General features: G+C 56.8%; 23 protein-coding genes and 2 pseudogenes. 11 read left to right on the top strand and 14 right to left on the bottom strand.

Translation table 11 applies throughout. From position 1 onward, the window contains the following. The first annotated feature begins 24 nt into the window (after positions 1-24). Positions 25-1620, top strand: a complete 1596-nt coding sequence (locus ACQZ63_RS11865) for an EAL domain-containing protein (protein WP_448799178.1) — start codon at positions 25-27, stop codon at positions 1618-1620. Between the two features lie 37 nt (positions 1621-1657). Here the strand turns inward: ACQZ63_RS11865 and ACQZ63_RS11860 are convergent, their stop codons facing one another. The 3 genes and pseudogenes from ACQZ63_RS11860 to ACQZ63_RS11850 all read right to left on the bottom strand — a co-directional run. Next, a complete protein-coding gene (locus ACQZ63_RS11860) occupies positions 1658-2467 on the bottom strand; it encodes a transglutaminase-like domain-containing protein (protein ID WP_448799177.1) in 810 nt (269 codons plus the stop codon). A 117-nt stretch (positions 2468-2584) separates the two neighbouring features. Next, positions 2585-4729, bottom strand: coding sequence for a catalase (katE, locus tag ACQZ63_RS11855; RefSeq protein ID WP_448799176.1), 2145 nt, complete (start codon positions 4727-4729; stop codon positions 2585-2587). A gap of 84 nt (positions 4730-4813) precedes the next feature. Continuing rightward, positions 4814-4915 (bottom strand): annotated as a pseudogene (locus tag ACQZ63_RS11850) (DUF892 family protein); the annotation flags it as partial. A 288-nt stretch (positions 4916-5203) separates the two neighbouring features. Between ACQZ63_RS11850 and ACQZ63_RS11845 the strand changes: the two are divergent. The 3 genes from ACQZ63_RS11845 to ACQZ63_RS11835 all read left to right on the top strand — a co-directional run bounded on the left by ACQZ63_RS11845 (position 5204) and on the right by ACQZ63_RS11835 (position 6918). Beyond that, a complete protein-coding gene (locus tag ACQZ63_RS11845) occupies positions 5204-5521 on the top strand; it encodes a PepSY domain-containing protein (protein ID WP_448799175.1) in 318 nt (105 codons plus the stop codon). Positions 5522-5542: 21 nt separating this feature from the next. After that, positions 5543-6136: a general stress protein gene (locus ACQZ63_RS11840; RefSeq protein WP_019566741.1), complete on the top strand. Its 594-nt coding sequence runs from the start codon at positions 5543-5545 to the stop codon at positions 6134-6136. A gap of 65 nt (positions 6137-6201) precedes the next feature. Continuing rightward, entirely contained in the window at positions 6202-6918 is a 717-nt protein-coding gene (locus tag ACQZ63_RS11835; protein WP_174041326.1) for a DUF72 domain-containing protein, read from the top strand. A 45-nt stretch (positions 6919-6963) separates the two neighbouring features. Here ACQZ63_RS11835 and ACQZ63_RS11830 read toward each other — a convergent pair whose 3' ends face one another. The 7 genes from ACQZ63_RS11830 to ACQZ63_RS11800 form a co-directional block, all read right to left on the bottom strand. Next, positions 6964-7677 (bottom strand): anti-sigma factor, encoded by a 714-nt coding sequence (locus tag ACQZ63_RS11830; protein WP_004431391.1) that lies wholly within the window; start codon positions 7675-7677, stop codon positions 6964-6966. Beyond that, positions 7674-8216 (bottom strand): sigma-70 family RNA polymerase sigma factor, encoded by a 543-nt coding sequence (locus ACQZ63_RS11825; RefSeq protein ID WP_004431393.1) that lies wholly within the window; start codon positions 8214-8216, stop codon positions 7674-7676. The genes ACQZ63_RS11830 and ACQZ63_RS11825 overlap by 4 nt, the downstream gene beginning before the upstream one ends. A 131-nt stretch (positions 8217-8347) precedes the next feature. Next, the gene (locus ACQZ63_RS11820; RefSeq protein WP_004431395.1) at positions 8348-8779 is read right to left on the bottom strand and encodes a DUF2177 family protein; all 432 of its coding nucleotides are present in this window, start codon (positions 8777-8779) and stop codon (positions 8348-8350) included. A 20-nt stretch (positions 8780-8799) separates the two neighbouring features. Continuing rightward, positions 8800-9177: a DUF2147 domain-containing protein gene (locus ACQZ63_RS11815; RefSeq protein ID WP_019566744.1), complete on the bottom strand. Its 378-nt coding sequence runs from the start codon at positions 9175-9177 to the stop codon at positions 8800-8802. Positions 9178-9207: 30 nt separating this feature from the next. After that, positions 9208-10440, bottom strand: coding sequence for an SAM-dependent methyltransferase (locus ACQZ63_RS11810; RefSeq protein ID WP_004431399.1), 1233 nt, complete (start codon positions 10438-10440; stop codon positions 9208-9210). Further along, the gene (locus tag ACQZ63_RS11805; RefSeq protein ID WP_448799174.1) at positions 10427-11245 is read right to left on the bottom strand and encodes a DUF1365 domain-containing protein; all 819 of its coding nucleotides are present in this window, start codon (positions 11243-11245) and stop codon (positions 10427-10429) included. The genes ACQZ63_RS11810 and ACQZ63_RS11805 overlap by 14 nt, the downstream gene beginning before the upstream one ends. Next, positions 11242-12615 carry an NAD(P)/FAD-dependent oxidoreductase gene (locus ACQZ63_RS11800; RefSeq protein ID WP_448799173.1) on the bottom strand — a complete coding sequence of 458 codons (1374 nt, stop codon included), beginning with the start codon at positions 12613-12615 and terminating at the stop codon, positions 11242-11244. The genes ACQZ63_RS11805 and ACQZ63_RS11800 overlap by 4 nt, the downstream gene beginning before the upstream one ends. A 192-nt stretch (positions 12616-12807) precedes the next feature. Between ACQZ63_RS11800 and ACQZ63_RS11795 the strand changes: the two genes are divergently transcribed. From ACQZ63_RS11795 to ACQZ63_RS11780, 4 genes are all read left to right on the top strand, one after another. Then, entirely contained in the window at positions 12808-13596 is a 789-nt protein-coding gene (locus tag ACQZ63_RS11795) for a DUF1295 domain-containing protein (protein ID WP_448799172.1), read from the top strand. Further along, the gene (locus tag ACQZ63_RS11790) at positions 13593-14618 is read left to right on the top strand and encodes an SAM-dependent methyltransferase (protein WP_112291654.1); all 1026 of its coding nucleotides are present in this window, start codon (positions 13593-13595) and stop codon (positions 14616-14618) included. Before ACQZ63_RS11795 ends, ACQZ63_RS11790 begins: the two co-directional genes overlap by 4 nt. A gap of 509 nt (positions 14619-15127) precedes the next feature. Then, on the top strand, positions 15128-16231 hold the full coding sequence (locus ACQZ63_RS11785) for a putative bifunctional diguanylate cyclase/phosphodiesterase (protein WP_236772244.1): 1104 nt from the start codon (positions 15128-15130) through the stop codon (positions 16229-16231). A gap of 150 nt (positions 16232-16381) precedes the next feature. After that, positions 16382-17377, top strand: coding sequence for a hypothetical protein (locus tag ACQZ63_RS11780; RefSeq protein WP_448799297.1), 996 nt, complete (start codon positions 16382-16384; stop codon positions 17375-17377). 12 nt (positions 17378-17389) lie between these two features. On the opposite strand, the pseudogene ACQZ63_RS11775 reads toward ACQZ63_RS11780, so the two are convergent. From ACQZ63_RS11775 to ACQZ63_RS11760, 4 genes and pseudogenes are all read right to left on the bottom strand, one after another. After that, positions 17390-18162, bottom strand: a pseudogene (locus tag ACQZ63_RS11775) (IS3-like element IS426 family transposase); the annotation flags it as partial. Positions 18163-18657: 495 nt separating this feature from the next. Continuing rightward, positions 18658-18879 (bottom strand): hypothetical protein, encoded by a 222-nt coding sequence (locus ACQZ63_RS11770; protein ID WP_111789990.1) that lies wholly within the window; start codon positions 18877-18879, stop codon positions 18658-18660. Beyond that, positions 18872-19558 (bottom strand): acyl-homoserine-lactone synthase, encoded by a 687-nt coding sequence (locus ACQZ63_RS11765; RefSeq protein WP_111789991.1) that lies wholly within the window; start codon positions 19556-19558, stop codon positions 18872-18874. Before ACQZ63_RS11765 ends, ACQZ63_RS11770 begins: the two co-directional genes overlap by 8 nt. 75 nt (positions 19559-19633) lie before the next feature. Further along, entirely contained in the window at positions 19634-20173 is a 540-nt protein-coding gene (locus tag ACQZ63_RS11760; RefSeq protein WP_448799171.1) for a LuxR C-terminal-related transcriptional regulator, read from the bottom strand. Between the two features lie 245 nt (positions 20174-20418). Between ACQZ63_RS11760 and ACQZ63_RS11755 the strand changes: the two genes are divergently transcribed. Genes ACQZ63_RS11755 through ACQZ63_RS11745 form a run of 3 tightly spaced genes read left to right on the top strand, consistent with a single transcriptional unit; the run spans position 20419 to position 22265 of the window. After that, positions 20419-20982: a hypothetical protein gene (locus ACQZ63_RS11755; RefSeq protein ID WP_076845953.1), complete on the top strand. Its 564-nt coding sequence runs from the start codon at positions 20419-20421 to the stop codon at positions 20980-20982. A 31-nt stretch (positions 20983-21013) separates the two neighbouring features. Beyond that, positions 21014-21544, top strand: a complete 531-nt coding sequence (locus ACQZ63_RS11750) for a lipocalin family protein (RefSeq protein WP_448799170.1) — start codon at positions 21014-21016, stop codon at positions 21542-21544. 19 nt (positions 21545-21563) lie between these two features. After that, a complete protein-coding gene (locus tag ACQZ63_RS11745; RefSeq protein ID WP_162690595.1) occupies positions 21564-22265 on the top strand; it encodes an SDR family oxidoreductase in 702 nt (233 codons plus the stop codon). Positions 22266-22311: the final 46 nt, after the last annotated feature.

Genomic DNA, 22311 nt, shown 5'->3' with positions numbered 1-22311 from the left:
TCGACTACCTTTTGGAGAGTGATGATGCAGTCACGACGTTGGCGTGTGATAGCCGTGGGGATATTTCTGGCCATAGTTGGCGCCGCGCTGCCCATTGCCGCCATGGCCTGGACGTCCTGGCGTGTCGCCATTCAAAAAGAACTCTTCATTCTCGACCTCGTCGCCGAAAGATCGCTTGTTCGTGCCGGAAATACATTCAGGCAAGCGCAAGGGGCATTGGAAGCAATTGAAACGGCGCACCCTCCCGCATGTTCGGATCAGCATATTGCACAAATGCGGATGGTGACGATCAATGTCCCCTCAATCGAGGAGATTGGCTATTTCGAAAACGGCTTCATCAAATGCACCTCCTGGGGCCGCGCCGCTGGCGACGTAGCCAAATCCCATGTCGACTACGTCACACCGGACGGTCTTGAAGTGACGTTGCGTATCCAACCCGGCATCAGCCACGCCGACCAGATGACGAGCCTGCATCTCGGCCACCACAACGCGCTCGTCGCACCTTCGAGATTTGCTGATATTGTGCTGCGGGACGGGATGTCTCTCGCGATCCTCAACGATAAAGCTGCGGTCATCAGCACGCAGAACCTTCCCGATACAGGGGCTCTGGCCACGTTGCCGACAAAAGAGGGGCAGGGCACGACGGACGCATGGCTTTATTCGGTGGTAAAGGAGAACGCGCTGACGGCGGTGGTTCTCGAGCCAAGGGCGGCGTTGCGAACGAGGCTGGTACGGGAGTTGACTATCCTTTTGCCCATCGGCGCATTCATTGCGCTCTTTATCGTCGGCATCGTCATCTGGATGTCGCGCAAGCGGTTGTCGCCGGAAACGGAACTGGAAATCGCAGTCCAGAACCGTGAATTCATCGTCCACTATCAACCAATCATCGAACTCAAGACCAATATATGCGTGGGCGCCGAAGCGCTTGTCCGCTGGCGGCGGCCTGACGGCACGCTGGTGAGGCCAGACCTCTTCATTCCGCTAGCGGAAGAAACAGGCCTGATAGAGCCCATCACCGATCAGGTCGTTGAAGCCATTATTGCAGATCTTGGTACCATGCTCGTTGGGGATCGCAGCGCACATATCGCCATCAATCTCTGCGCCGAAGATGTAAAATCAGGCCGGATACTAGACTTCATCGATCAACGCCTTGTCCGCGCGGATATACGCAAGGAGCAGATATGGCTTGAAGCGACCGAGCGCGGTTTCATCGACATTGAAGCGGCGCGCGTGACGCTGGACAGAGTTCGCAAGGCCGGGCATTCCGTGGCAATTGACGATTTCGGAACCGGCTATTCCAGCCTTCAGTATTTGCAGGGACTGCCATTGGACGCCCTGAAAATCGACAAGTCCTTCGTTGATACGATCGGCAGGAACACGGCAACCAGCACCGTGACACTCCATATTATCGAGATGGCGCGTGAGCTTGGACTGTTTTCGGTTGCGGAAGGTATCGAGAGGCCGGAGCAGGCGGCCTATCTGCGGGAACATGGTGTGGATTTTGGTCAGGGCTGGCTGTTTTCCAAGCCGCTTCCAGCCGAGGAATTCATCGCCTTTCACCGTCGGAACAAGTCGACATACGGCTCCGCTCCCGAGGTCATTCAGGTCGCGTCGGTCTAGGTCGAGCGAGACCTGAGCGTCTTGATGCTACCCGTCGCTATCCGGCCAGTTCTTCCGTAATGACTTCGAACCGCTTCAGGATAGCCGGACCGAAGGCGGTGGACAGGGCGACGTCCGTCGCATCTCGTCCTGTCGCCATCAAGATGCGTCCGATGCGGGGCCTGTTGTGACGGGCATCGACCGTATACCAGCGGCCGCTGAGATAGACCTCGAACCAGGCGCTGAAATCCATCGGGTTGGGGTCTTTCGGCACGCGGATATCACCGAGATAGCCGGTGCAATAGCGAGCGGGGATATTCATGCAACGGCAGAGGGTGATCGCAAGATGTGCGAAATCGCGGCAAACCCCGGTCCGGTCGATGAAGCCGCCATATGCCGTCCTGAGCGGATCGGCTTTCTCGTAGTTGAAGACAATATGGGAATGCACAAAATCGAGGATCGCCTGCACACGGGGCCAGCCGAGCGGTGTTGCCGAGAAGTTTTTCCAGGCGAAGTCCGCCAGGCGGTCGGTATCGCAGTAACGGCTGCCTAGCAGAAATACTAGAACATCGTCTGGTAAATCCTTGATATCGTGCTGGAAAGCGTTTTCAGGAACCGGATCTGGCAGGCCGCCGTCATATATGTCGAACCGCGTCGAGATCGTCGTCACGCCTGGCGGTGCGGTTATGCGGCTGCAGGCGTTCCCGAAGATATCCATATAACCCCAGGCCTCGATCGGCCTGTCGAAGGTCAGCACCTGTTCGGTGAGCAGATCTGCGCGCCGGCTGGGGTGGAGATTGAGAACAAGCAGCATTGCCGTCTCATTCTCGCATTCATAAGCAATATCGAACCCGGCGCGAATCTTCATTCAGTACATCCTTTATGAGCCATCTTGATGTTGTTCACGCTGAAACGCTTTCACGCCCTCGGGCGGGCGATCATGCATCATCAAGGCGCGGCATTGTAGCCGCGCCCGCCTGTGATTTCACTTTACTGGCGGTGAAGCCTTGCCGAGTTTTACGGAAGGTTCCCGTCCCCAGACACGCAGCTTGCCAAGGTTCGACACGAAGCCAGCGAGGCCTTCCTCACCTGGGAGGATAATCGTGCCCTCGTCAAGATCGCCCGCGATACCGGCCTTTTCCAGCAATGGCAGCGCCGACTGGTCGTAACCGATGAACTTGCAGTGCTGGAAAGCATCGGCCACGAAGTCACGCGCCGTCGCCTCGTTGACCAGATCGTCTATCCCCTCGGCAGAAGTCAACAGTGCAACTGCATCGAAGAGAACCGATGGCCCGCCGTCGATCATGTGATGGGCCGCAATCCAGCTCCCGTCTGAGGCGGTGACGCCACCGACCTTCGGGGCTATCAATTCGCAGACGGCTTTTTCCTTGGTGATCGCCGACATCAGGCCGTTCAGCAATTTGGCGTCGACACCATCGGTGACGAGTATACCAAGCTTGCGGCCTTCGAAGCGTTTCGGACCACGCTCGACGATGCTGAGCGCCGGCGAGGGTTCCAGATCCTGACGTGTCGGCATGGCCGCATCCGCCGGCTTCGGCATGGACTTGAAACCCAGCTTCTGCGCGACGGTGTTTGCCAGCGTCTCGTCGATGTTCATGAGATGCGACACCATGCGTTCGCGGATCACGGCTGTTTCCACCTTGCTCAGTTCGAATGTCAGGGCTGCCGCGATATGACGCTGTTCTGGCGGGGTCTGGCTGATATAGAACTGTCTTGCCTGGCTGTAGTGGTCGGCAAAGCTCTCGGGGCGCAGCCGCGCCTTGATCCCCTGTTCTTCTGCCGGAAAATGGCGATAGCCACGGCTCGGCGACTCGCGCGGGCCTTCACCGAACGAGTTCGGCTGGTAATTCACCCTGCCAACAGGATTGCGCATGGCCATGTGGCCATCCTGCTGGAAATGCGCGAAGGGACATTTCGGTGCATTGATCGGCAGATGGGTGAAGTTTGGCCCGCCAAGGCGTTTCAGCTGGGTGTCGAGATAGGAAAAGTTGCGGCCCTGCAATAGCGGATCATTGCTGAAGTCGATACCCGGCGGCACGTTCTGCGTCATGAACGCAACCTGCTCGGTTTCGGCAAAGAAGTTGTCGGGCATGCGGTCGAGCACCAGTCGTCCGACCGGCTGCGGCTTCAGGATTTCCTCGGGGATGATCTTTGTCGGATCGAGCACGTCGAAATCGAAGCTGTCGGCAAACTCCTGATCAAAGAGCTGCACCTGCAATTCCCATTCCGGGAAGTTGCCGGACTGGATCGCCTGCCACAGATCGCGGCGATGGAAATCGGGATCGGCGCCATTGATCTTGACCGCCTCGTTCCAGGCGACCGATTGAAGCCCGAGCTTCGGCTTCCAGTGGAACTTGACGAAGGTCAATTCATCCTTGGCGTTGACCAGGCGGAAGGTATGAACGCCAAAACCCTCCATGAAGCGGAAAGATCGCGGTATTGTACGATCCGACATGGCCCACATGACCATGTGCATGCTTTCCGGCGTCAGGCTGATGAAGTCCCAGAAATTATCATGGGCCGTCTGCGCCTGCGGAAAAGCCCGGTCAGGTTCCTGCTTGGCGGCGTGGATCAGGTCGGGAAACTTGATGGCGTCCTGAATAAAGAAGACAGGAATATTATTGCCGACGAGATCCCAGTTGCCTTCCTGTGTATAGAGCTTCACTGCGAAACCGCGCACGTCGCGCGCAAGGTCAGCTGAGCCCTTGTTGCCCGCAACCGTCGAGAAACGGACGAAGGCTGGTGTCTTTTCGCCGGCGCGCTGCAGGAAATCCGCCTTTGTGTATGCGGAGAAGGACTCGTAGGTCTCGAAGAAGCCATGCGCGCCGTAACCGCGAGCATGCACGACGCGCTCGGGAATGCGCTCATGGTCGAAATGGAAGATCTTTTCGCGGAAATGGAAATCATCAACGACGAGCGGACCACGCGGCCCGACCCTTAGAGAATTCTGGTCGTCCGCGACCGGCCCCCCTTGAGCGGTCGTCAGCACCGGCGCGTCGTTTTCGGCTGTCTGATGCAGCTCGCCGCCAGCACCGCGCTCCAGCTTCTGGTCATGGATCGTCACGGTTTCGGTCTTGTCGCTTGGTGATGTGGAGGTGGTCTTGGCCATGGTGTGGCTCCTGATTGGAAGGGGCCTATCCGACCCGGAAATGAAAAAGCCGCCCTAAAAGGCGGCCTAAGCTTGGAAGGGTCCCCGCACGGTCCTCGGCAGAGCCTTCAGCACTTGTTGTTCGGCGAGACAGATGTCCTTGAGCGTATCGAGGAACAGGTCATGCAATGTAGTTTCCGCAGGCATGTGGAATCCGATCAACTTTGAATGATGTAACTGGACAACCCCTGAGTGGAGACGATGTTCCTGCTCCCGGAAAAGAATTCACACTCCGGTCTGCGGTGGCATCGCAGCGATGCCAGTAACCGGTTGAATAGGCGGACGTTCCTCATCCGGCAGAGATAGTTCTGTGGCGTTTTGACGATGATGGAACTGCAAGGTCTGCAAATTCTATTTTCAGATTGGCGGAACCATGAGGCCCGACATGTTGTTTCCCTGTCGAGCCTGCACTGAAGGCTACAACGAGGAAAAATCATGAAAAAGCTTCTTTTAGCCGCCGCGCTTCTCGGCGCGTCGACCCTTGGCGCCTTCGCTCAGACGTCCACCGCTCCAGCCACCGATGGCAGCAATCCTGCCGTCGCTACGCCAGACACCAAGAATGCGACTGCGCCTGTGGAAGGCGCAAACAGCTTTACCGAGGAACAGGCGAATAAACGCCTTATGGACGCCGGATATGCCGAAGTGACCGGTCTTACGCTCAACGACAAGGGCGTGTGGCAGGCCAAGGCCTCGAAGGACGGCAAGTCTGTAAACGTGGCGCTCGACTATCAGGGCAATATTGTCGCTAACTAATTCAATCTTTGGGAGAATCCTATGAAGACCGTTACCGGACTTTTCGACGACTACTCCGATGCCAGCGCCGCCGTTACTGCACTGGAACAACGCGGCGTCCCGTCTAAAGATATCAGCATTGTTTCCAACAATGCAGACGAACGCCATGGCAATGATTCAAAAGCTGCTGAAGGCGCAGGCACGGGTGCCGGCATCGGCGCTGCTGTCGGTGGTGTTGGCGGCCTGTTGACAGGCCTTGGCATCATGGCAATTCCCGGCGTCGGACCGGTGGTTGCGGCAGGCTGGCTTGCCGCGACGGCGGCAGGCGCTGTTGCCGGTGCCGTCGCAGGCGGCGCCGCCGGCGGCCTTATCGGCGCGCTGACGGACGCCGGCGTTTCCGAAGACCATGCCCATGTTTACGCAGAAGGCGTTCGCCGGGGTGGCACGCTCGTGACCGCGAAGGTCGAGGACAGCCTTTACACGGACGCCGAAGAAGTCCTGCGCCAGTCCAACTGGGTTGATCCGGACAAGCGGCGCGCGGCCTATGCCGAAGACGGTTGGTCACGGTTTGACGACACGCTCGATCCTTATGAGCCCACTGAAATCGAACAGGAACGTCTGCGTTACAGACGCTAAGCGTTAGAAACAGGGAAGGTCGGCATGTGCCGGCCTTCTCTTTGATAGCCTCGGGGCAGGTGAAAGTGCCGGTCATTGCAACAGCTGGATGGTCGATCCCCAAGACTGTGGCGCACCGTTTTCCCGAAACGGGAAGTGGGCTTAGCCGATATGCTGCCGTATTCAACGGCGTCGAGATCAACTCCACCTTTTATCGCCACCACCGGCCAACGACGTTCGAGCGTTGGGCAAATTCGGTGCCCGATGACTTCCGCTTCGCCGTGAAGCTGCCGCGCGAGATCACGCATGAGCGCCGGTTGCGGGAAATCGGACAAGTCTTCAAGGCATTTGTTGGGGAACTTGCGGCGCTGGATGGCAAGCTTGGACCCTTATTGTGCCAGTTGCCACCCAATCTCACATTTGATGTCTCCGACGCGGAGGCCGCGTTAGACGCTATGCGTCAGACCTTTTCCGGCATGCTCGTACTCGAACCGCGTCACACAAGTTGGGCTACGCATTCAGCGCAAGAGGTTCTGCAACGCTATGCCATTGATCGTGTGCTGGCCGATCCTGCACCGGTCTGGCCGGCGAGTGATTTTTCCGAGCCGCCCAAATATGTCCGGCTCCACGGCGCTCGCCGGATTTATTATTCCGACTACAGCGCCGCCGAAATCCTCTCGTTTAGAAAACGCCTTTCCGCCGAATCCTGGTGCGTTTTCGACAATACCGCCTCCGGTGCCGCAATAAAGAACGCGCTTGCAATGCTCGATGATTGCGCAAACACTAAACGGTGCGCAGACTGAAATCATGTTTCAGCAGTTGGCAAAAGCGCATGAAGGCGTGACGCCTTAAAGCTGCCTTCTTGCGGTACCGATTGCGATAACAGGGCCGGTTGCCTGACCAGTTGGTGATCCACCGAAGGGTTCCACGCTGATCGCGAAGGTCGTGCCTTCCGAAATGTTGTTACGCATATCCGCCGGGATAATGAGATCGCCATTCGTTCCGGGCTGGAAGACACCGAGCGAGCGGGTCTTGCCGCCATCCATCACAAGCCACAGTTCCAGTGATTTCTCATCGGCCTTGCCGGTCGCAACCGGTATAATGTGCATCCTGCCGGTCTCTGCATCATAGGATGCAAGCAGGTTGACCTGACTGTCCGTTGTCGAAAGTTCGGCTACCAGCGGAGCTGTGCCCTGCCATTTTTCGGGAAATGCGGCGTAAACGATTGCTGCCACGGCAGCCGCGCTCGTGGCGACCGATATCCATCGCCAGAAGGATGCGGAACTCCACAGGCTGCCATTGGCGTTGCTGGTCTTGCTGCCGAACAGGCGTTCTTCAATGCGGGCGAGAATGGCCGCACTCGGCGCCTGTTCTTCGTAATCCACGTTGAAGTCTGAAAATTCGCTTTCCCAACGGTGGACCAGTTGCGCGAAGACCCTGTCGTCCTGCATTCGCCGCTCGACCTCACGACGCTTTTCAAACGGCAGCACGCCGAGCACATATTCGCCAGCGAGGATTTCGTCGCGCGAATGCATGCCCTCGCTGTTTTCGCTCGTTGTCATCGCTGCATGCACTCTCTGAGTTTGAGAAGGCTTCGCCGCAGCCAGGTTCTGACCGTGTTGAGTGGCACCCGCAATTCCTTGGCGAGTTCGATATAGCTCAGCCCTTCGATATAGGCACGACGCACCGCCTGCGCATGAACGGTTTCAAGTTCCTGCATGCAATTGTCGATCCTGCGACCCTCATCGGCCAGAACGACCTGCTGCTCCGGATTGCGGATGCTGTCATCGGCAAGGTCATAGGCTTCGTCAATGTCGTCGCCCACGGGTTTGCGGGCCCTGATCGTATCGATTGCATGGTTTCGGGCGATTGCGGCGAGCCACGTCGACGGTGTGCCGGCGCTTGCTGCAAATGTGAGGGCTCGTTGCCAGATCTTGATATAGACTTCCTGAAGCGCTTCTTCGGCTTCGGTCCTGTCACGCAGGATTTTCAGGCAGATGGCATAAAGCTTCGGGCTGGTGGCTTGATAGAGGGAAACGAATGCCGAGCGATCGCCCATGCCGACGCGGTTTATGAGCGTTGCTATCTCTGTACCCTGCATTCGAACATCCCTTCTTGCGCCTCCTATATAGGGTTGTCCTTTGTGGGAAGGCAAGGCATGCGCGAAATGAAGTTCACGTCTTCCCGGCCAAAAATTGGCCGGGTGGAAGCAGCTGGCAGGGATGGTCGCTGTCATAACACACCTGCCGGATTTTGCAGTGGACCGACCAGCCGTACGGTGACGAGGTAACCGATGATGGCAGCGGCTGCGGACACGAAGGTGCCCCACAGAAGATCAGCGATGGTCAACGTCGTGGACCAGCTTTTCAACGTTGCCTGATTGGTGAGATCATATGTGGCATAGGCCATGAAGCCGACGGCTGCACCATAAAGCAACGCGGTCGTCCACTGGCCTGATATGAGGGCCGGACGAACCGCAAGAAAGGTCAGTCCGGCCGCGTAGATGAGATAAAAGATGATCGCCGGGGCCAGCCGGAAGTTCTCAGCCAGAAGATCGCCGATCGCCGGGCGATAAAGCCGCGACGCCATGGTGCTTAGCCAGATGAAGTCAATCACCAGAAAGGCGATGAGGGTGAAGAAGTAGGCTGAGATATAGGTCTTCATCGGTTTGTCCTTTCCAGAGTCTAGTTGATGCGGGCCCAGGTAATGCCTTTGCACAGGAGACCAGCGACAATGCAGCCCTTGGTAGTCATGCTGTTGCCATCAACCGTCACGGTTATCTTGTAGGATTTGTCGCGTTGCGGATCGAAGGCGGTGCCCGAATAGACGCCTGTTTCATCTGGCTTTATGGTCATGATCAGCCGGTCACCGGTCTTTTCCTCGGGCGTGCCCGGCTTGATCCAGGTATTGGTGGCGCAAATATTGTCGCCGCAGGGCGCGATCAGCACTTTGGCGTTGCCGTCGCCGCGCGCCCAGTTTCCGTCGATGTCGGCTGCTCCGGCACCAGAGGCCGCAAGCATCGGACCCAGGACGGATGCGATTATCAAGGGATTGATTTTCATCGTCTTTCTCCGCAGTTGTTGCCCCGCCTCTTATTTGTGCTCGATCGTGTAGAAGCCAACATTGATGGTGCCCTCGGTAAAGCCGGCTTCGCAGTAGCAGAGGTAATAATCCCAGAGCCGCCTGAAGCGGTCATCGAAACCCAGCAGCGAGATTGTCTGCCAGCGCGCATGGAAACGCTGCCGCCATTCCGCCAGCGTGCGGGCATAGGACTGGCCGAAAAGCTCGGTATCGGTGAGGCTCAGACCCGCCCTGCCGATTGCTCTTTCAAGGGCTTCGTCAGATGGCAGGAAGCCGCCGGGAAAGATGTATTTCTGGATGAAGTCCGCGTTTCGCCGGTAATTATCGAACCGGGCAGGTTCAATGGAGATGATTTGCAGCACCGCGCGCCCGCCAGGTTTCAGGCAGCGTTTCAGTGTTTCGAAATAGCTCGGCCAATAGGCCTCACCAACCGCTTCGAACATCTCGACGGAAACGATGCGGTCGAACTTGCCTTCGACATCGCGGTAGTCCTCGAGCCTGAGATCGATATGCTCAGCCTTGTCGGTTTTCTCCGCTGCCGCCTTTGCCCAATTCAACTGAGATGGCGAAAGGGTGAGGCCGGTAACGTTGGCATCCGCCTGGGTCGCGAGGTGGATTGCAAGCGCGCCCCAGCCGCAGCCAATCTCCAATACGCTCTCACCGCCGCTCAATTGCAGCTTGTCGACGATGCGGTTGAGTTTTTTGAGTTGGGCCGCCTCAAGCGTTGGCGTCGTATCGTCGAAAATCGCCGACGAATAGAGCATCGAGGAATCGAGCCATTGCCGGTAGAATTCGTTGCCGAGATCGTAATGGGCCTCGATGTTACGGCGGCTGCCGCGCTTTGTATTGGCGTTCAGCCGGTGGCCAAGACGATTGATGAGGCGCATGGGCAGGCTACCGCGCGTCGATCCCCCGAAAGCGTCGTTGTTCTGTGCCGCAAAACGGATCAGGGCTGTCAGATCCGGTGTGGACCAGTCGTCTTCGATGTAACCCTCGGCAAAACCGATGTCGCCATTGAGGATAAGCCGCCGTAGCGCGCGCCAGCGATGGAGAACAAGCGTCGCCTCTGTGCCCTCATGTTCCCCGGATTTCTCAATCACGCCGCCACCGGGCAGCATGACGCGCAGTCTGCCCTTGGAGACGTTGTTCAAGAGCTTGGCCATGAGCCAGCCTTCGGGACCGGTGCGTTGCCGCATCTGCGTGTTTTCCAGCGATAGTTCGTTGAGATTGTCAAACGGGGTCATGAAGTTTGGCCTCGATTTGCGATGGTGATGGGTGAATGAAGGAGACAGGGGCAGACGGTGGACGCGGTCGTTTTCTTAACCGCACACCCTTGAGCCATATTTTAAGTGCTTCCCAATGGATGCCGGCAACAACCTTGAGGGTAAGAAAGGGGATGGTGACAAAAGCCTTCAGCAGCGCGCCATCGGTCAGCTCGACACGCCGCGCCAGATGCCTTGCAGTCAGGACTGGCCCCTCGTCGTCAAATGTATCGATAACGATCTTCAGCTTGTCGCCGGGTGGAATGACACGGAATACATAACGGAGATCCATGTCCATGAAAGGCGAGACATAGAAGGCCTTGTCGCAGCGCTGGACGATCTCGGCCGCACCTTCGGTCTCCACCGGGATAAGGTAGGAATGCCGCTCGCCGAACGTGTTGTCGACTTCCCAGAGAATGGCTTTGAGAGACCCGTTCCGGCCGTGGCAGAAAAACACGCTGAGTGGATTGAAGGCCCAGCCAAGGATGCGCGGCATGGTGAGCAGAAGGATCGGACCACCATCGACGGTCATGCCTGCGGCCGTCATGGCGTTTTCGATCTGGTTGCGCAATTCCATCTTGCTCCCGTCGCCGCGGTCCCGGCGGTGAAAGGAAAACAGGTTGAAACGATCGACGGAGAACAGCCGCAGCTTACGGTCAAGCGCGTCGAGTTCATCAAGGTCGAGAAGCAGCGAGTAAATGCGATAGGCGAGCCGGTGCGCTTTCGGCTTGAAGCGCGCATGCATGACATGTCCGGGAAAAAGGGCGGAGGAGAAATGAGGCGTCATGGGATCGCCTCAACGAGTTTGATCGTTCTTTTCCGCGAAGCCAAATTCAGACGGACGATCCGGCCGCTATCATCGGTAACCTTCCAGGGCCTCGACAGGCCGCCCAGATCCTCGGCGACGGCAAGCCCCGCCTGAATGCCGTCTTCATGAAAACCCGAGCCAAAATAGGCGCCGCAGAACCAGGTGTTTCGCAAACCCTGCAACGCCCACAGTTCCTGCCTCATTTGCTCGGTGCCGGCATCGAAAACAGGATGGTGGTAGGTTTCCTCGGTGATGATTTTTCCCTTTTCCGGTTCGCGCGTCGGGTTCAGCGTTACGAAGGTGTCAGGGATTTCACCCAGAGGCTGAAGCTTGTTCATCCAGTAGGTGATGCTCGGCTGCCCCGTTTCAATGCGTGTATCGGCCACATAGTTCCAGCTTGACCAGGCGGCGCGCCTGCGGGGCATGAAACTGCTGTCCGTGTGCAGTACCGCCCTGTTTTTCGTATAGCCAAACGCGCCGAGAATGCGCCGTTCGGCTTGCGTCGCGTCCGTCAGCATCTCCAGCGCCTGATCTGCGTGTGTGGCAATCACCACATCGTCGAACCGTTCGAATTCGCCGTTAGTGTTGGCGATCTCGACCCCGTCCGCCAGGCGGTGGATGCGTGTGACGGGTGTCGAGAGCCGAATGCGATCGGCGAATGGCGCAGTGAGTCGTTTCACATATTCCCGGCTCCCGCCGACAACGGTGCGCCAGACGGGCCGGTTGCGGAGCAACAGCAGGCCGTGATTGCTGCAGAACTTCACGAAATGTGCTGCCGGGTAACGGCCGACTTCCATGGCCGGGGTAGACCATATGGCTGCGGCCATCGGGTAAAGATGATCGTTGCGAAAGGCGTCGCCATAGTTGTTTTGCGAAAGATACTCATCGAGCGACATGCCGCCCATCATCGGCAGATCGCGCGGGGCATTGCGATAAAAGCGCAAGAGGTCGGCAAGCATTGCCCAGAAGCGCGGTCTGACGGCATTTCTCTTTTGCGCCAAAAGGCCAAAGCCAGAGCCGCCGGAATATTCGAAACCGCCATCATCCAGCGAAACGGCAAAGGACATGTCGGAGGCTGCGGTCGTCACTCCCAGCGTTTTGAAAAGTGCCGTCAGATTGGGATACGTCACCTCATTATAGACGATGAAACCCGTATCGACAGACACTGCCCCCTGTTCAGTTTTGAACGTCACGGTGTTGCTGTGGCCGCCGACGCGGTCCGCAGCCTCGAAAACCGTGACATCATGCCGTTTCGACAAAAGCCAGGCCGCAGACAGACCGGAAATGCCTGTTCCGATCACGGCGATGTTTCGCCGGCTGTCTTTTCTTTTGGCTTCGGTATCGAACATGGTTCCTCGCTATTGCATTCACAATTCAGTTTTACGGCCTGCGACAGATACGAAGGAGCGGATCGATAAGTTTCAGCGGCGCGCAAATTTTTCAGAATTTTGTCAGGCGCCTGAAACTCTTTTGCCGTCTCGCCCGTAGTTGCCACTGGAAACTTGGTCTGAAGGCCTTCGAATACAGTGAGCGGAATGGTGATGATGTCTGTTGTGGTGGCCCTTGCCGTGCTGATGTCGCTTCTGATGGCGGCAGCCTGGGCGTTGCAGCGTTACACAGGATCGAGTGGCTGGATCGACACCGTCTGGTCTGCGAGTGTCGGGCTCGGCGGCGTGGTTGCCGTCTTGTTTTCCGATGGAGATAGCTGGCGCCGGGGAGCGGTTCTCTTTCTTGTACTGGTGTGGTCGCTGCGGCTCGCGGGACACATCGGCATGCGGACGAGGGGAGGTGGCGAAGATCCACGTTACGCGAAGCTTATAGAAGAATGGGGCAGCAATGCCTCATTGCGGCTTTTCGCTTTTCTCCAGATCCAGGCCGTTGCCGCCTTTGTGCTGGTTCTCGCCGTCTATCTTGCCGCCAGCAATCCTTTGCCATTTCCAAGCATTATCGATGTGATAGCGTTTATCGTCGCGGCTGGTGCGCTTGTCGGCGAAGCGACCTCCGATGCACAGCTTTCACAGTTCAGAAAAACCCCGGAGGCCAAAACCGGCGTCTGCGAGACTGGTCTGTGGCGTTATTCGCGTCATCCCAACTACTTTTTCGAGTGGCTTTTCTGGTGCGGCTTTCCGTTGTTGGCCATCCATGCGCAGCCGTTGTCATGGCTGTCGCTTGCTGCTCCAGCCATGATGTACTGGCTGCTCGTCCACGTCTCCGGCATTCCCCCGCTCGAAGAACACATGCTGAAATCACGCGGAGAGAAATTCCGCGCCCTGCAAAACCGCGTCAACGCCTTCTTTCCGGGGCCACGCAAGAATGAGGACACGCCATGAACATGCTCGCATTCGCCATCAATGCTGCCGAACGCGCACCGCTGAGTGACAATATGACGCTTGCCGGCATCGACATGCTCTGCGCGCGCACCAAACGGCGACTTGCCGGCGTTCCGGCGGCGGAAGAAAACGCTTTTGTGTCTGATATGGCGAAATTTCCCGTCGCCACACACACCGACGAGGCGAACAGGCAGCACTACGAGGTGCCGGCTGAATTCTTTGCAATCGTCCTTGGCGCGCAAAGAAAATATTCCTGCTGCTTTTATCCCAATGCTCAGACAACGCTGGATGAGGCTGAAACATTGGCGCTGGAGGAGACTGTTTCGCATGCCCGATTGCAGGACGGGATGAATATTCTCGAACTCGGCTGTGGCTGGGGTTCGCTCTCCCTTTATATGGCCGGTCGGTTTCCCAATGCGCGGATTACGTCCGTTTCAAATTCGGCTTCGCAGCGCGAATATATAATCGAACGTGCAAATGAGCGTGGGCTGTCGAACATCTCGGTGATGACCGCCGATATGAATGATTTCACAACTGACGAGCGTTTCGACCGTGTCGTATCGGTAGAAATGTTCGAGCACATGTCGAACTGGCAGGCATTGTTCGAGCGCGTCCGCTCCTGGCTGACGCCCGAGGGCAAGTTCTTCCTTCACGTCTTCAATCACCGGGATCGATCCTATCGTTTCGACCATGGCAACCGGGCAGACTGGATCGCGCAGCATTTCTTCACCGGCGGCATTATGCCTGCCTTCGATCTTCCTCACCGTTTCCCGGCGCAGTTCACCGTGGAACAGGAGTGGCGCTGGTCGGGATCACATTATCGCCGGACGGCCCTCGACTGGCTTGGAAATTTCGACCGGGAGATCGACCGTATCCGACCGATCCTGCAGAGGGTCTATGGCAACGATGCGCGCTTGTGGGAACGTCGTTGGAGACTGTTCTTCCTCGCGACGGCAGGTCTTTTCGGGCACGAAGACGGTAAGGTCTGGGGCGTTGGGCACTACCTCATGGCGCGCGTCTAGATCGCTGCAAACACGCGCATGTGAACCAATCCGGCGCCGCTTCGCCCTTGGGTGAGATGCGGCGAAGGTGTCTCCTCGGTTGGCGCAGGCCGCTGAGGCCGGCGAAGCGGGAAAAATGGATATGCGATTGATTGTGCATGATTTGATCGTGCAAAATTTGTGTATTTCATTCCTGTTTGCTTAACCCCGTTTTTTGAAATCTGCGAAGTTCGGCGACCTCGTCTAGCTTCCGTTCGGCTTTTGCATCAAGGAGCGGGCTCGCCCCGTAGTCCAAGCCAAGGGTCAGCATGCCTTTTCAGAAAACAAAAGACCGAGAGGAATATTCGCAGCATCTTCTTCTCCTGTGTCGAGTTGCAGCCTGGATGGGCGTGGCGCTGGCGGCTGGCTGGTTCTTGTTTTTCATTCTCACGGAAAGATGGGGCATTGCGCTCAGCCTCCTCATTCTGGGGGTTGCAATCGTTCCGTGCTGGCTAACTTGTCTGATAGGCCACTTTTCCCTCGGACTCATCTTGGCTCAGAGCGCCTGCATCCTGTTCGTCTGCTGGTACTCCGTCGCTATCGATGTCTCCGACGATACCGTACCGAGGACGACGCATCTCTACCTGCTCGTCATAATCTTCGTCGGCTACATGAATTTTCAACGCCAGCGTTCCGCCGCCCAGTTTCTGGTCATCGCGGCAAGTCTCGTGGCCTTTGTTTATTTCTGCGCGTCCGCCGCGCGGTTTTCGTTCAGTACTCCCATGCCGCAGGATGTGCGCAGCATCAGCGCCTGGTTCAACAGTGTTTTCGCAGCGTTGATGCTGTGTGGCGGTGTCGCCGCCATGCAGGCGCAGTTTCGCAGTCATACAAAAAAAGCCCTGGAACTGCGCTCCGCGCTTTCGAATGGCCAGTTTGAACTTTTCTACCAGGCGCAGGTTCGCGCGGATGGCACGCTGCTTGGCGCAGAGGCGCTGTTGCGGTGGAACCACCCGAAACGGGGATACATCCCGCCAGCCGATTTCATCGCGCTTGCGCAGCAAACCGGTTTCATGCCGACAATCGGCGCTTGGGTCATTGCGGAAGCCTGCAAGACACTTGCGAGATGGCAAGAGAACCCGGCAACCCAGAATCTCACCTTGTCGATCAACATCACTGCCGATCATTTCGTCGACGCGGGATTTTCCGGGCAGCTTCTTGATGCCGCCTCGTCTCAGGGCATCAAGCCACAGCTTCTAAAGCTGGAGCTGACCGAGAGCGTTTTCCTATTCGACATAGAGGCAGCGATCGCGAAAATGAAGCTCCTTGATCGTTCCGGCTTTACGATTTCACTCGACGATTTCGGCACTGGCTACTCCTCACTAAGCTACCTGCGGCAATTGCCGCTCAAACAGATCAAGATTGATCGCAGCTTCGTGACGGGAGTGACCGAAAGCGGGCGTATGGCGACAATCACGCGAAATATCGTCCAGATGGGGCACGATCTTTCGCTGGAAGTTCTGGCCGAAGGCGTGGAGACCGAGGCGGAGCTGCGGATGATGCTGTCCTACGGCTGCCGATTGTTTCAGGGCTATCTTTTTGCGAGGCCGACGAGCCTTGTCGAGTTCGAGCAATATGCTGCCCGTCCATCGTCCTGACCGGACGTTTTGCGACAGGCTGAGGCAGCCGGATCGAATTCAGTGGCGTGCCGGCCGGCAGATCAGGCCGTTGAACAATGCACCATTCGTCGGGTAGAGCTATCTTGCCTGTCAGGATCGCTACCGATCCGCATCATTTCGTTGGTTCGCATGATCCCAGTTGCACTACCCTCCGTCGAAACGCTGCTTTTGCTTGCCTTCCTTCTTGCCACGACACTGGTCTGGGGTATCTGGACAGTGGTGTTGGTTGCACGATACGCAGGAGGCCGCTGGGCGCGCCCGATGATGCTGCCCTATGGCCTGGCGACCGCCATTGCGATTTTTACACTTTGGCAGTTCGCTAATTTCTGTCTCCAGATGCGTGCCTATGACAGGGAAATGGCGTCTAGCTATCGCCCGGAGCTTGGGGAGCCGGTGCGCCTTGGCCAGATCGACATGCCCAAAGGCACGAAACTTGAACTGGCCGTGGCCGACACCAGGGAATCCTTCAACCGCGCGGTCTTCCCCCATCCCGTGCGGGTCGCGAATGTCGATGCCGTCGAGATCGCCCGCTATATCGCGATAAAAACCAACGGAAATTATGAGACCGTCGGCTTTGTTCCGGAGACGATGCGGGTGACGGGCAACGGCGTGACCCTGCAGAGCGGCTGGCGCTGCGATGCGGCACAACTGGTGGAGTTCGACCTGAAGGCTGACGGGGATGTATCCGCTTTCAGCCGATGTGTCCTTGCCGAAGGGAATATCGTCGACGGCATTGTCTTGCCGAAGGGCACGTTCCTGCGTGCCTCCTCCGGCAATGTCTATACTGACGGTTTCATCGATTCCGACAGGTGGGTAATCGACACGCCCACGGGCCAAGCTATTCGCATTGATGATTTCGCTCTTGACGATGTCACGCTCGCCCTCGATGGAGAAAAAAAACTCTATGAAATCCGAAGCGCCGTTTTGTCGAAGGAAGCAACGGCGGGCGCGCTCCACTTCGCAGCCGGCAGTGGAATTTGCCTCAATTCCCGGCACATCCGGACTGATTATCCCGGTGCATGGTTGATAACACCATCTCCTGCGTCCACCGGTTCTGAACCGGTGTCGCCTCGGTCAAGTGTGCTGAACAGAGGCGGGGAGCTTCTGACCACCCTTTCCGACTAGCGCACTGGTGGTCCGAATGACCTCGCCATTCCAGCAGGCGAACTCCAGGCCGTCCGAGCACCAGCGCAGGTTGGAACGCATGACCATGACCTTGCCATCGTGGAGGCGGCCCTTGCGAACGGCTGTGTGCTTCTCCAGTAGCATGGCGTGGTTACCCATGATGCGATGGACCCGTTTGGCGTTGACGACAGGCTGATCGGCGGCTCGCCTTTCGCGATTGAGGAGCGCGGCGATCCGCCGATAGCCATAGGTTGGCCTTTGATCCACCAGCCTGCGGATGGCGGGCAGAAGCTCTGCATCCTCGGCCTTGTTGTATGGCCCACGCGGCTTTGATCTGCCTTTCAGCCGCTCGATGAGGTTGGAACGGGAGACGCCCAGCGTGTCTGCGACGGCCTTCATCGCGAACCGTCCTTCGGCAACAAGATCGGCCGCGATATCCGTTTTTTTGAGTCCGCTTTGGAAAGGACTTCGCGGAGGATTTCGACCTCCATCGTCTTGCGACCGAGCATGCGCTCCAACTCCCGGACGCGATCCTCCAGTTTCTTCACTTCCGAATTTCCGACAACCGGCTCGTCAGAATCCACGGCTGCAGCACCTCCCTCGCTCAAGAGCCTGCGCCACCGATAAAGCAAATTGGGCGCGACGCCATGACGGCGAGCGGTCGAAGATACCGTCTCGCCGGGTTCGAAACTCTGCTCAATGATTGTCAGCTTTTGCTCGGTTGTCCACCGCCTGCGACGAACATCACCCGTCAGCAATTCAACGTGTCGATAGTCGTTAGACATAAGCCTATACCCAAGCCTGTGCTTGAGCCTTTCTGCTTATGCCGACTGTCCGGTCGAAATGGGGCGCAGTTCATTGTGCGACTATCTGGTCCAGTGCATTCTTGAGTACTGGCATGGGTAACCCTAGGGAGATCGGATGGAGTTGCCGGCGACCTCCCCTTGTCGTATGTCTTATGGCGCTGGGTATCTCGCAACATTCCATAAGTTCGGGCGATAATAGTTGAAAAACCCCTAGACTACCCGTAACGGACCTACGCGTTAAAGAGTGGCGTAGGTGGTAGTAAAGGCTAGGCTGGAAGCGGATACTCAGCGCCTCTCACTCTTTTGCTCGCTATTGGTTATGGACTGGCCGAAGAAAAAAAGCCGGAACGTTTTTCCACCCCTCATACTGAGTCAAAAAAAGCGGGAGCCGGGATTTTTTAGCCCCATAGACTGACGCAAAAAAAGCCGGAAGGCAGGTAATCCACTCAGTCTCTTCAAACGTTCACTCTAAGATCAATCGTCAGCAGGTGCCTCGGTTCTAGAATACACAAGCATCGGCTTTCGTTTCGGCGCCTCTTCATAAATTTGTTTTGCTTCTGAACGGACCATATCCAACAGGTAGGTGAGGAAATGTAGTCGATCGCTCGGTTGGCAAAAATTGACTAAGGTGATCAACTCGTCCGTCTGTTCAGCAATGTATTGCGCGACGGCATGCTCGGTCAGCGGATTATGCATAGGTCACCTCTCCAGTCAGGCCAGTATGCGCGTGGCGAACAAACGTGGTCAGGGTTTGCCCAGTCACTGGATTTGAGGCGTCAGCGGCCACTTCTAAAACGCTGCCGTTGATGCCAGCGCCGCGGTGATGAGACGCCAGCGCGGCGGGAGAAGGAACAGCATGAATCGGCACTACAAGCGCACCATCGTATACCATCGGCGCCGCTAGGGGCGTCACATCCCAGAGATTTGAAACCAGCAGATTGACCAGCTTCGGATGTGTCTCAACTATGAGAGCTTCAATGCCGGCACTTAGGCAGAATTCGGCAACGCCGGTAAGCAGCATGTGCGAGGCTTCTACACCAAATAATCTTGCGCCTGGCTCCGCAACGCATCGCGTCCATTCATAAACACTCTTTTGGCGCGGATAGTCGATGCCTCCCATGATTTCTGGGTAGACGTCGGAGAGCAGATGCGGAGCGTTTGTGGTGAGAAGTCGAGAATAGCCTAGGATGATACCTTCATCTTCTAGGACGAGATGAACGGCCTCGTCTGTATCGAAGATATCCATTTCCCGGCAATCTGGTTTACGAAGCGCCCCCCATCCGAATCGTTCGACAAAATGCCTGTGCCTGAATTGCCAAACTCGCTCTGCAAAACCAGAAGCTTGGAGCGATGAACCCTTAAAATATCGAAGCATTAAAACCCCCACAGACTTACGGGGGGTAGGGATAATGCAGCGCGCTTTTGGGTAAATAGGCCGTTCTGCCTATTGTCAGCGAATGATGCCTATGCGGATGGCTTCGGCTACGAGCTGCGCACGGTTGACGCAGTTCATCTTCCGCTGGGCATTGTGAAGCTCATGCTGGACGGTTTTCTCAGAGCGCCCGAGAATTTGCCCAATCTCCCAATTGGTCTTGCCTTCCGCACACCAGCGAATTACGTCGCGTTCGTGCTGGGTTATATAGGGCGCGTTTTTCCTACCAGCGCCGCTTTGTTGCTCAAGAAGCGCCCTGAGGCGATTGTGGGCATAAATTGCAACGATGTGCAGAATACCTTTTGCTTCGGTAGATAGGTCGATTTTTTCAGCGCCGAATGTGACGATAGCCTGAAGCGCACCCGGCATGTGTAGCGGCACGCTATAGCCGCCGTTCTGGTAGGTGCGGATCCGGTTGCCATAACCTTCCTGTGCACCACCGGCAGAGTTCGACCACCCATATTGTTCGATGCGCACATCGTTGGCCATGGCGGGAGCCGTGGCGGTGAAGCCAACGAGAGCGGAGAGTGCAATTGCAACGAAAGACGTACGGATCATGACTGTCTCCTCAGGCGGATAAGACCGCGGTTGAACGTCTTTGTTGTAGACGGTCCCGTTGGAACGGAAGCTGAAGAGATTATTCAGTCGTGGTTCATTGGCGGGGTATGGTCCCAGCGTCGCAACAATGGTGACGAACAGGATGACTAAAGTTTTCTTGGCAGGATGAAACCAAATTGGCTCGCCTTTCGTACATGGCTTGCGCCTTCAATGTTCAGGCGAAAAGGGAGACGAATCTGGGTCCGATGGAGATTCAAAGCCGCGCTAGCCAGCCCGCAAATGCAGGGTCTGCTGCAAGAGATGATCTGACGCGAGCAACCATAACCGTTGCCTGGGTCATCATCCTCAACAAGCCATTTTATCCGCTTTACGTGTGGTATCTGGTCGATGACGGAGCTGCGGCATCGCTTGTCACCCTATTGTCGGTGCCATTCTTTCTCGCGATACCATTCCTGGCGAAAAAATCCCCGTTGGCCGCGCGCCTCGCTCTCCCTTTGGTGGGAACAATCGACACGCTGTTTGAAACCAAACTATTCGGCCAGGCTTCTGGCACCGAATTTTTCTTCGCAGCCTGCATCATGCTTGCAGCCATGTCGTTCCGCGCAGACGAGAAGCTCTGGCAATATGCGATGGCAATCCTCGTCTTCATCGCTTTCTTTTTCTCGCGGACGTTTCTGGGCGCGCCGCTGCAATCCTGGTCGGCAGACGATCTTGCAACGCTTCTCAATCTGAATGCGTTCTCTGCCGCCAGCCTCATGGTCTTTATCGCCCTTAGATATGCCGGCATTTCACGGCGATCCGAAATCTGAACAAGAGCCGTGCCATCGACAGGAGGAGTTTATGCTTAGACATTGTAACCGCGTGATTGGTGCCATGACATTTTCGCTGTTTCTGTTTGCCGGTTTTGCGGTTTCCGCAGCCCCCAAACCAGTTGCCGTCGGTCTCGATCATTACCGCGGTACCTGGCTTGAAATCGGCCGTACACCCATGTTGCTGACAGACGGATGTGTTGCAGGATATTCCACCTATCGGCAGGGAGCATCGGCGGATGAAGTGCTGATAGAAGATGGCTGTCGAGCAGGAAATCCGAATGGTCGCCTCAAGACGGTCAACGGCGTCGGCAAGATCGAGGATTTCGGATCAACCAATGCGAAGATGCGCGTTCGCTACCCTCTTTTCATCACATTCAATTATTGGGTTTTCTACAAATCGCCTGATAAGTCCTGGTTCATCAGCGCCAACCCGTCGACCGGCGATGTGTGGATCTACGCCCGCAACATCCCGTCCATAACGAAGCTGAATAAAATGATCATGAAAGCACGTGAGCTTGGCTACGACGTCAGCAAGCTCGAGTTTCCGGTCCAGAAATAACAGCTGATGGAGCGCATGGATGATGCAGTCGCTTGAAAATGGCTACAGGGCGATCGTCTTGGGCGCATCCGGCGGCATTGGTGGAGCCCTGTTGTCGTACTTCGAGGCCGACCCTCGTTGCGCGTTCGCCTTGCCGCTCTCGCGAAGCGTCGATGGTCTCGACATAACGAACGAAACCAGAGTGCGCGAAGTTGCCGCCCGTCTGGAGGCTCAGCGCGGCTCCTTCGACCTGATATTCAATGCAACCGGTGCCTTGACGGTCGATGGTGCCGGTCCTGAAAAATCGATAAGGGCGATCGACGAAGTTCACATGGCGAGGCAGTTTGCGGTCAATGCCATAGGCCCTGCTTTGCTCTTGAAGTATTTCACCCCGCTTCTGCGCAGAGACAGGCGAACCATTTTTGCCTCCCTGTCCGCTCGCGTTGGCTCGATTGGCGACAACAGATTGGGCGGATGGATCTCCTACAGAGCATCCAAGGCCGCTCAAAATCAGATCATCCGAACCGCAGCCATCGAAATCGCCCGCACAAACCCACAGGCCATCATCGTGGCACTTCATCCCGGAACAGTCGAAACAGAGCTGTCCCAGCAATTTTCGAAGGGCAAAGACTTGTTCACCCCGCAGCAGTCTGCCGCGCGCCTGATGGAAACAATCGATGGTCTCACACCGGCACAAACAGGGCAGTTTTTTGCCTATGACGGTTCAAGGATCGAATGGTGAGTGCCATCGTCTGCAAGGGGTTATCCGACGATTGTGATGGTGACGA

The organism is Agrobacterium sp. CG160-95, from assembly GCF_053521725.1.
This window is presented reverse-complemented; position numbering and strand designations above follow the sequence as displayed.